Annotated in this window: 12 protein-coding genes; 4 read left to right on the top strand and 8 right to left on the bottom strand. The window is 44.1% G+C overall.

Annotation, left to right across the window (positions count from 1 at the left end; translation table 11 throughout):
* Window positions 1–137: 137 nt before the first annotated feature.
* Genes ABWP14_RS02730 through ABWP14_RS02720 form a run of 3 tightly spaced genes read left to right on the top strand, consistent with a single transcriptional unit; the run spans window position 138 to window position 3,389 of the window.
* Complete coding sequence (locus ABWP14_RS02730) at window positions 138–692, top strand: hypothetical protein (protein ID WP_353201427.1); 555 nt, start codon at window positions 138–140, stop codon at window positions 690–692.
* A complete protein-coding gene (locus ABWP14_RS02725) occupies window positions 670–1,578 on the top strand; it encodes a transporter (protein WP_353201426.1) in 909 nt (302 codons plus the stop codon). Before ABWP14_RS02730 ends, ABWP14_RS02725 begins: the two co-directional genes overlap by 23 nt.
* A 59-nt stretch (window positions 1,579–1,637) precedes the next feature.
* Window positions 1,638–3,389, top strand: a complete 1,752-nt coding sequence (locus ABWP14_RS02720) for an IlvD/Edd family dehydratase (protein ID WP_353201425.1) — start codon at window positions 1,638–1,640, stop codon at window positions 3,387–3,389.
* 8 nt (window positions 3,390–3,397) lie between these two features.
* Here ABWP14_RS02720 and ABWP14_RS02715 read toward each other — a convergent pair whose 3' ends face one another.
* From ABWP14_RS02715 to ABWP14_RS02705, 3 genes are read right to left on the bottom strand one after another with little or no spacing between them, the layout of a single operon-like run.
* The gene (locus ABWP14_RS02715) at window positions 3,398–4,135 is read right to left on the bottom strand and encodes a lysophospholipid acyltransferase family protein (protein WP_353201424.1); all 738 of its coding nucleotides are present in this window, start codon (window positions 4,133–4,135) and stop codon (window positions 3,398–3,400) included.
* Window positions 4,136–4,142: 7 nt separating this feature from the next.
* Window positions 4,143–5,816 carry an AMP-binding protein gene (locus tag ABWP14_RS02710; protein ID WP_353201423.1) on the bottom strand — a complete coding sequence of 558 codons (1,674 nt, stop codon included), beginning with the start codon at window positions 5,814–5,816 and terminating at the stop codon, window positions 4,143–4,145.
* A 5-nt stretch (window positions 5,817–5,821) separates the two neighbouring features.
* Window positions 5,822–6,391: a phosphorylase family protein gene (locus ABWP14_RS02705; protein WP_353201422.1), complete on the bottom strand. Its 570-nt coding sequence runs from the start codon at window positions 6,389–6,391 to the stop codon at window positions 5,822–5,824.
* Window positions 6,392–6,411: 20 nt separating this feature from the next.
* Between ABWP14_RS02705 and ABWP14_RS02700 the strand changes: the two genes are divergently transcribed.
* Window positions 6,412–6,930, top strand: coding sequence for an adenine phosphoribosyltransferase (locus ABWP14_RS02700; RefSeq protein ID WP_353201421.1), 519 nt, complete (start codon window positions 6,412–6,414; stop codon window positions 6,928–6,930).
* A gap of 5 nt (window positions 6,931–6,935) precedes the next feature.
* Here the strand turns inward: ABWP14_RS02700 and ABWP14_RS02695 are convergent, their stop codons facing one another.
* From ABWP14_RS02695 to ABWP14_RS02675, 5 genes are read right to left on the bottom strand one after another with little or no spacing between them, the layout of a single operon-like run.
* Window positions 6,936–7,217 carry a YqjK family protein gene (locus ABWP14_RS02695; RefSeq protein ID WP_353201420.1) on the bottom strand — a complete coding sequence of 94 codons (282 nt, stop codon included), beginning with the start codon at window positions 7,215–7,217 and terminating at the stop codon, window positions 6,936–6,938.
* A complete protein-coding gene (locus ABWP14_RS02690) occupies window positions 7,217–7,585 on the bottom strand; it encodes a phage holin family protein (RefSeq protein ID WP_353201419.1) in 369 nt (122 codons plus the stop codon). The genes ABWP14_RS02695 and ABWP14_RS02690 overlap by 1 nt, the downstream gene beginning before the upstream one ends.
* A 6-nt stretch (window positions 7,586–7,591) precedes the next feature.
* Complete coding sequence (locus ABWP14_RS02685; RefSeq protein ID WP_353201418.1) at window positions 7,592–7,927, bottom strand: ElaB/YgaM/YqjD family protein; 336 nt, start codon at window positions 7,925–7,927, stop codon at window positions 7,592–7,594.
* Window positions 7,928–7,969: 42 nt separating this feature from the next.
* Entirely contained in the window at window positions 7,970–8,431 is a 462-nt protein-coding gene (locus ABWP14_RS02680) for a Smr/MutS family protein (protein ID WP_353201417.1), read from the bottom strand.
* 21 nt (window positions 8,432–8,452) lie between these two features.
* Window positions 8,453–8,752 carry a hypothetical protein gene (locus ABWP14_RS02675; protein ID WP_353201416.1) on the bottom strand — a complete coding sequence of 100 codons (300 nt, stop codon included), beginning with the start codon at window positions 8,750–8,752 and terminating at the stop codon, window positions 8,453–8,455.
* Between the last annotated feature and the right edge of the window lie 82 nt (window positions 8,753–8,834).

Below are 8,834 nucleotides of genomic sequence, written 5' to 3'. Positions count from 1 at the left end.
TGATAGCTCAGTTGGTAGAGCGCCGGACTGTTAATCCGTAGGTCCCTGGTTCGAGTCCAGGTCGAGGAGCCAACTCTGAAAAGGTCGCTCAATTAGCGGCCTTTTTCTTTTTTATATCAAGCACATACAATAGTAGTATGACTACCTCAGAACAAGCACAAGCACCTAATCCAAGACTTGTCAAAAAAATTGAGAATGAGGCTAAAAAGGCTATCGTTCTTTCTATTTACTTTGGGGTCTGGTTCTGTGCTCTTAGTTTTTTAGGAGCAACTTTTGCCAATAAATATCCTATACCGCTCTCTATTTTTGGTTTTGCTATCATCAAAGGTGCGCTATCAGCAAAGTTCTTACTGATAAGTGAGGCAGCTTTTCCAATCAAGGTTAGTATGTCTAAGGGGCTTATTAGGTCCTTACTATTGCAATCATTCATCTACGTTGGGATTGTGCTTTGCCTCAATTATGTTGAGGCAGGTGCAAATGGCCTCATTCATGGAAGAGACTTTTGGGACTCGTTAAAGGCATTTGGTAAAGCAGATCCATTGCGTGTCAGCGCACTGTGTATTGTGTATTTGTTAATTGTCTGGCCTTATTTAGCGCTAGAAGGATTAAAGATTGCTTTAGGAACGAATGCAACCTTAGCAATCTTGTTTGGTGAAAAATCCAAACCACATGAGCCAAGCTCCAAGAGCTAGTTTCCTGTTTGTGTTACAGAGTATGCGGACTGCATTGCTTTGCCTATTTCTATCGCTTGGAATCCAGGCTAAAGCTCAAGAAATTGAAGCGCGTGCCTACTCTAATGCACCGATTGGCATTAACTTTGCCAGTATTGGAATTGGTCAAGCATCTAGTAGCTCATACAAACTCACTACCGAGGCAGTAAGCTACACCCGCATTCTGGATGTGGCGGGTCAATCTGGAAAAATTTCCCTAGTACTTCCTTATGCGCAACTGAGCGGCTCTGGAAAATTAGGCAGTCAAACGATTAACGCGACATCAGAAGGTTTATCAGACCCTCTAATTAAAGCTTCCGTCAATCTCTATGGTGCACCGGCTCTTACACTAGATCAGTTTAAAAATTACCAACAAGATCTGATTATTGGAGTAAGTCTTGCTGCTTCCATTCCATGGGGCCAGTACAACAACGAGCAAATGATCAATGTTGGAGCAAATCGTTGGTTTATCCAACCGGGGCTAGGTGCATCAAAGGCACTTGGTCCATGGCGCTTTGAATTAGCAGGTGCAGCAACTATCTACACTAGTAACACCAGCTTTTTGGGTGGCAATACTTTGTCACAAAACCCAATTTACTCTACCCAATCCCACGTGATTTATTACTTTCCGTCGACAGCTTGGCTCTCTGCAGATGCCACCTATTACGTTGGTGGACAGACTTATTTAAATAGCAAACCTGTCAGTGGTTCACAAGAAAATTGGCGTTTTGGGGCTACCTTTTCCTATCCCATCGATAAACAAAAATCCATCAAGATTTATGGAAGTACTGGCACATACTCTCGAACCAATAATAGCTACGATTTATTAGGCATTTCTTGGCAGTATCGCTGGGGCGGGGGCATGTAAGCGGATCGATCCTTGAATGGCTACAATCTAAATCAATACTATAAATACTAGAGACAAATATGAGCACCAAGCCAAAAAATGACCCTCAGGCAAGCCCTGAAAGTGGTTTATGCAAAGGCCTCACCAGCTATGGCGATAAAGCCTTTTCCTTATTTTTGCGCAAAGCTTTTATTAAAGGCGCTGGTTATACCAATAGCGCTCTAGACCGTCCTGTCATCGGCATCATTAATACTGGCAGCTCTTATAACCCCTGCCATGGAAATATGCCGCAATTATTAGAGGCTGTGAAACGAGGAGTCATGCTGGCTGGCGGTCTTCCTATGGAATTTCCGACGATCTCGATTCATGAGAGTTTTGCTGCCCCTACTAGTATGTATTTGCGTAATCTCATGTCGATGGATACTGAAGAGATGTTGCGGGCCCAGCCGATGGATGCAGTAGTGATGATTGGTGGATGCGATAAAACAGTTCCTGCCCAAATGATGGGCGCTGCTTCTGCTGGTCTACCAGCGATTCAATTGATTACTGGCTCGATGTTAACTGGCTCACACCGCAGTGAACGCGTTGGGGCATGCACAGACTGTCGTCGCTATTGGGGTAAATTCCGTGCCGGTGAGATCGATGAAATTGAAAAAGATGAAGTCAATGATCAATTAGTTGCTAGTGTTGGCACCTGTTCAGTGATGGGTACTGCTAGCACCATGGCCTGTATCTCAGAGGCGCTCGGAATGACTGTGCCAGGTGGTGCATCACCACCTGCTGTGACAGCTGATCGAATACGAGTTGCAGAAGAAACCGGTACTTGCGCTGTGCAAATGGCCAAGGATGGTTTAACGATTGACAAGATTTTGACTGCTGATGCTTTTGAGAATGCTATGCGTGTCTTGCTGGCGATCGGAGGATCAACTAACGGCATCGTTCACCTTACTGCTATTGCTGGACGGATGGGCCTTGAAATTGATCTGGATGCACTCGATAGAATGGGTAATGAAACGCCTGTATTAGTTGATCTCAAACCATCAGGTGATCACTATATGGAGAGCTTCCATGATGCAGGGGGCATGACTACCCTACTTCGTGAGCTCAAGCCACTCCTCAATCTCAACACTATGACTGTGAGTGGTCGAACACTCGGTGAAGAAATTGATGCGGCTCCTCCAAGCTTTAAGCAAGATGTCGTTCGTAGATTGGATAATCCAATCTATCCGCGAGGCAGTATTGCTGTGCTGCATGGCAATCTAGCTCCTGGCGGCGCCATCATTAAACAATCTGCTGCTAATGAAAAACTGATGGAGCATACCGGTCGTGCAGTGGTATTTGAAAATTCCGAAGATCTCGTTACTCGTATCGATAGTCCTGATTTAGACGTCACCGCAGATGATATTTTGGTGTTGAAGAATATCGGCCCCAAAGGTGCCCCAGGAATGCCTGAAGCTGGTTACATTCCGATTCCAATGAAGCTAGCGCGTGCTGGAGTAAAAGATATTGTTCGTATCTCTGATGGCCGCATGAGCGGTACTGCGTTTGGAACGATTGTCTTACATGTCACTCCTGAATCCGCTATTGGCGGCCCTTTAGCACATGTTCGAAATGGTGATCAAATTCGGTTGAGTGTTAAAAATCGTGAGATTAGCCTATTAATTTCCGATGAAGAATTGGCCAAACGTGCCAAGGAAAATCCCATTACCTCACCTACTGCTGCCCGCGGATATCAAAAATTATTTCTCGATACGGTGATGCAAGCGGACAAGGGCGTGGATTTTGATTTCTTAAGGGCGGCCAAGATGGTTGGCAAGACGCCAAAGGGCTGAAACTTTTCCTACTGGTAGGCAGTTGGATCGATGCGATGCATTTCACCTTCGATCCAAGCTTCTACTTCAGCCTGTATTTGCTCTTCTGATTTATTTTGAACTGAAATGGCATGACCAATAGAGACAGTCACCATGCCAGGATATTTTAGAAAGCTATTGCGTGGCCATACATTGCCAGCATTTTGCGCTACTGGAATAATATCTGTCCCCGTCGCAAGAGCTAGTCGAAAGCCGCCTTTGCGATAAGGGCGGTATGAGCCCACAGGAGTTCTAGTCCCCTCTGGAAAGATTGCAATCCACTGCCCCTGTGCTAGTCGCTCCCTGCCCTGAACAGCAACTGCAGCTCTAGCTACTTCTCTATCACCACGATTAATTGTAATCATCTTGAGTGAGGCTAAGGCCCAACCAAAAAAGGGTAACCACAGCAATTCTCGTTTGGAGACAAAGCACAGTGTTTTTGGAAAAATATAGGGATAAACGATGGTCTCCCAAGCCGACTGATGCTTGCTCAGCAAAATCATAGGTTGAGAGCCACACTCTTGAATATGCTCCATACCCAAGACTTGGTACTGAACTTTGCAAATCACTTCGAGCATCTGGAGATTTAAATAACTCCAGAAGCGCACTATGCTGTAGCGCTGCGCGACACTAGTAATGGGCGTTATCAATATACAAATAAACGCAGCAATGGATGTAATGGAAATTAAATAGAGATAAAACAGTAATGAACGAATGTAAATTAGCACTAAAGACTCAATCCCTTAGTTCACGGCGTAATATTTTTCCCACATTGGTCTTGGGTAAGTCTGCTCTAAAGATAATTTTCTTTGGACGCTTATAGTTCGTCAGCTGTTGTTTGCAATGGTCTAGTACTTGATCTTCAGAAAGATCAGCATCCCTTTTGACAATAAAAGCCTTAACCGCTTCACCCGTTTCTTCATCGGGCGTGCCAATCACAGCACATTCTAATATTCCCGGCATCAGTGACAGCACTTCCTCCACTTCGTTTGGGTATACCTTAAAGCCAGACACAATAATCATGTCTTTTTTACGATCGATAATTTTGACGTAGCCATTTTCATCCATCAAACCAATATCGCCCGAACGAAAATATCCATCTGAGGTAAATGCATTCCGTGTTTCTTCTGGCATATTCCAGTATTCGGTCATTACCTGTGGTCCTTTGATACAAATCTCACCAGCTTGGCCTAAAGGCAGCTCGTTGTTGTTATCGCCTAATATCACTACCTCTGTGCCGGGCACTGGTAAACCTACATGCCCCGTAAAACTCTGAATAAGGGGCGTATTGACGCAGGCTACAGGTGAGGTTTCTGAAAGTCCGTAGCCTTCGGCAATGGGGACGCCAATCAGTCTTTGCCATTCATCGGCAACTACTTTTTGCATTGCCATTCCACCGCCAATGGTGACCAGTAAGTTCGGTAGTTTGATATTAGAAAATTCTGGACGATGAATTAACGCATTAAAGAGTGTATTGACCCCGGGAAATATATGAATATTCGGGTGAGACTTCAATAACTTAATAAAGCCAGGAATATCTCTCGGATTGGGAACCATAATCAACATGCCGCCAATGCGGGCGCCAAATACAGCACAGGCTGTAAGGGCAAAGATGTGATAAAGCGGTAAAGCACATAAAAAAATCATCTGATCAATTTGCTTACCCTTGAGGCCAGGCTCTAGCCAAACTTCAATTTGTTTTGCGTTGGCTAAGATATTGCGATGTGATAAAACAGCACCTTTTGATACGCCAGTAGTACCACCGGTGTATTGAAGAAAAGCGATATCGTCAATTGAGATTGAGGGCTTCACATAGGGCGAGCTAGCACCTATTTTTAGCGCCTCCTTAAAGCGAATGCTTTGAGGTAAATTCCACGGCGGAACTACTTTCTTGATATGGCGCACTACAAAATCAACTACCTTACCCTTGGTACCGATAAATTCACCCAAGCTAGTCACAATCACTTTCTTTACAGATACTTTTTGGGCAATTTTTTGATAGACATGAGCAAAATTTTCTAGAATGACAAGAGCCGATCCACCACTATCTTTGAGTTGATATTCTAATTCTCGAGATGTATAAAGTGGATTGACATTGACGACAACTAAACCAGCCCGCAATGCCCCCATCATGGCAATCTGAAATTGCATGACATTAGGCAGCATGATGGCAATACGGGATCCCGATTCAAAACCTAAGGTTTGCAGATATGCAGCAAAATTTCGAGATTGCTGATCCAACTCACGATAAGTCATGAACTGACCAAGATATTCGCAAGCATTTCGACTTGGAAATTTGGTAAATGATTCTTCAAGCATCTCTACTAGGGAGGTGTGTGAAAGCTCACCAATAGTGTGAGGAACACCGTCGGGATAGCTCTGTAGCCATGGCTTACTGGGATTAGGCATATTAGCTACTTTATAACTGATAGCAGCTCTTCTAGCTTTGCTAAATAGAGCTCCTGACCGTAATTAACCTTTCCTTGCCAATCATCGCCAGATTGTTCATTGGCATCATCTGTAATGTATTTAAATGACTGCCATGGAATGTTGTGATGATGTGCAACTGCAGCAATTGCATATAACTCCATATCCACTAGATCTACTTTTTGCTGATGCAGCCATTCATCATGTGAATTAACAAAGCTATCACCCGTTCCACAGACATAAAGACCGCTACTAGAGTGATGCTTGACCGGCGTGTGACTATATGGAGTTTCGCCACGTGGTGCTAGAGGTTCAGCATTCATATCCCTTTGAACCACTGTACCCACTTCTAGCAGGCCATGAATCTGGGGGTTGATCTTTCCAGCGGTACCAAAATTTATAATGCGCTTTGGCTGATGTTGATAAATTGCCTGAAAACAAGCGATCGAGGCATTAATCTTACCGACCCCGGTATACACAATCTTGACCCCGGACGGTAAAGCATCGCTTTTGAGTTCAGACTCTAAGGCGGCGATAATCAGTAAATCGTTTTTCATATGAGAGATTAAACAACAAAATGGATTTATTAGATTATCTTCCTGGGGTGCCTGATTTTCCTAAACCAGGCATCTTCTTTCGTGATATCTCTCCACTTATTGCTAATCCCGCAGCCTTCAAAGAGGCTATTTGCCAGCTAGAAATGCTTGCCCGTGAATTTGAATACACCCATATTCTGGGTATAGAGTCTCGGGGTTTTATTTTTGGCTCTGCATTGGCACTTCATACTCAAAAGGGACTGGCTTTAGCTCGTAAGCCCAACAAGTTGCCCTTAGCTACTCATCGAGAAGCTTACGGATTGGAATATGGAACAGATTCATTGGAAATTCAGCAATCTACGCTACCTAGGGGCGCGAGGGTTCTACTACTAGACGATGTGCTAGCTACCGGGGGAACTCTAGTGGCAGCAGACAAACTGATTCGCAGCGCTGGTTTTGAAGTGGCCGGATCTCTCACTCTGCTAGAAATTGAAATACTGAATGGCAGAAAGCTTTTAAATGAGCATCAAATTGAAAACCGCTCTGCTCTAAAAAGCTAAGCGCATTAAATCAAAGACTTTGTACTCTTGATAAGCTTCATAGCACCCCACCCTACAGACAAAATTCTACTAGCTAACTTAGGCTTGTAATGAGCCAATGTAGCAAAAGCACCAGTCAAGATGATGGGATTATTTTTAAAGAAGTGAAATATATCGACTCCTTTATCCGCCCAGGACAAAGGCTTTTCCCAGGGCTCGAAATGCAGGGCTAAGTTGCCACGCTCTTTTCCAGCCTGAATTTGTAACTCTTGGCATCGTTTTTCTAATACTTTTAGATCCTGACTCATTAGCAAGAAAGCTCCTCACGATCTTTGGCAAGCTCAGCAATCGAAGCTTCAAAGAGCTTTGGCATGGTGCGCAGTGATCTCATAATTAAGATCGCCAGAATCAATCCAATCGTAATAAAGCCACTTGTCAGTAGACCTAAAGCCAACATCCGATCTGATTCCCAGCTATAAATCACAATCAGCAGAGACAGCATCACCAATCCAAAGAATAAAAAGAAGAGCGCGCAAACAATCATCACTAATAAGCTAATGAATTTAGCTCGTACAATCTGCACGTCCACCGACAATAGCTCAAGACGAGTTTGTGCAATTGATGCGCCAGTGGCTGCTAGATTCTTAATCGACGATAGGAGATCTTCTTGTGACATAGATCCTTAATGTCGACGAATGAGTAAGCCAATCAATAAACCCAATCCTGCAGCAACACCTACTGCCTCCCAAGGATTGCGATGGACAAAATCGTCAGTACCCTGCGCCATTACTTTGGCTCTATCAACCAAGGGACCCTCAAGCATGGAAAGTTTTTCTTTGGCGTTCGCGAGAGTTTCTGATGCTTTAGACCTGACAGCGGCGATTGCACCATCCTCATGACTTGCAGTCGCTTTAATTAATGCCTCAGCATCGGCCATCAGGGCCTTGAAATCCCCTATCAGTTGCTCAGAAGAAATCTCGCTATGTTCAGATGGACTGCTTGATTTTTTTGTGTTCATATTTACCTTTTTGCCAATGTTTTAGTTGCCCATATAGTCATTCTAAGCATTTCTGCTCGGGGTATTCAATAGCAGAACGGTGATACCGGCATTACCAGCCTTAAAGCGCTGCAGATAGGCCTTTAGGCCAGGCCTACGTTTTATCAGAGAGTGGTAGCCCTCACTGCCATATGGCACTGTTTCACCATAATAGAAATCATCCACTCGATCAGAAAAATAATTGCCCTCTAGTGCCTGATGGACGGCTCTTTTAATGTGGCCGCCCTCACCGCTAGATCCATATCCATGAATCAGCACGATGGCCTTAATGCCAAGCTCATAGGAATCTCTGATTTGATTGCCAAGATTTTCAATAGCCTCTTCAACTAAGGGCTGACCTAATTTAAGATTAATCTCAATCGTGTCGGTCAGTAATCTTGGCGCATTGGTAGAGCCACAATGCGGACACTGTTCGAATAGTGGACGCATATTGCCGCACTCAGGGCACTCAGCAACTTGCGGCATGTATGACTCGAGTAACTCTATTTAAGAACAATACTTACCTTCTAAAGTTCGCACGTCACTTACCCTGTCATCGACCATTAGATTCAGGGTTTTTTGAGCGATCTCGCGGTTTTCAGGTGTCTTAAGACTCTGATGAATCAGGGTTGAAACATCCTTTCGAATCGAGGTATTGCCATAACGCAAACCTTTAAGGGTTGACACCGCTTCTGCGGAAATTTTGCATTGTTGTAGAACTAAAGCAGATGAATCCGTTGCTGAAGATTTTGCATAAGCGAATGCAGCAACAGAGATCGATACGACTGCTATAAGCGTTTTTTTCATATTAGTTCCTTAGTTTGTGACCACAAGTTGGACAACACCCCAGATCTTTAGCTCTGGTTTTTCTCAAAGCGGCATACACACT

The sequence above is a fragment of the Polynucleobacter sp. genome (assembly GCF_040400325.1).
Classification (GTDB): domain Bacteria; phylum Pseudomonadota; class Gammaproteobacteria; order Burkholderiales; family Burkholderiaceae; genus Polynucleobacter.
Note: the sequence above shows the minus strand (reverse complement) of the source record. Positions and strands in the feature narration are given on the sequence as shown.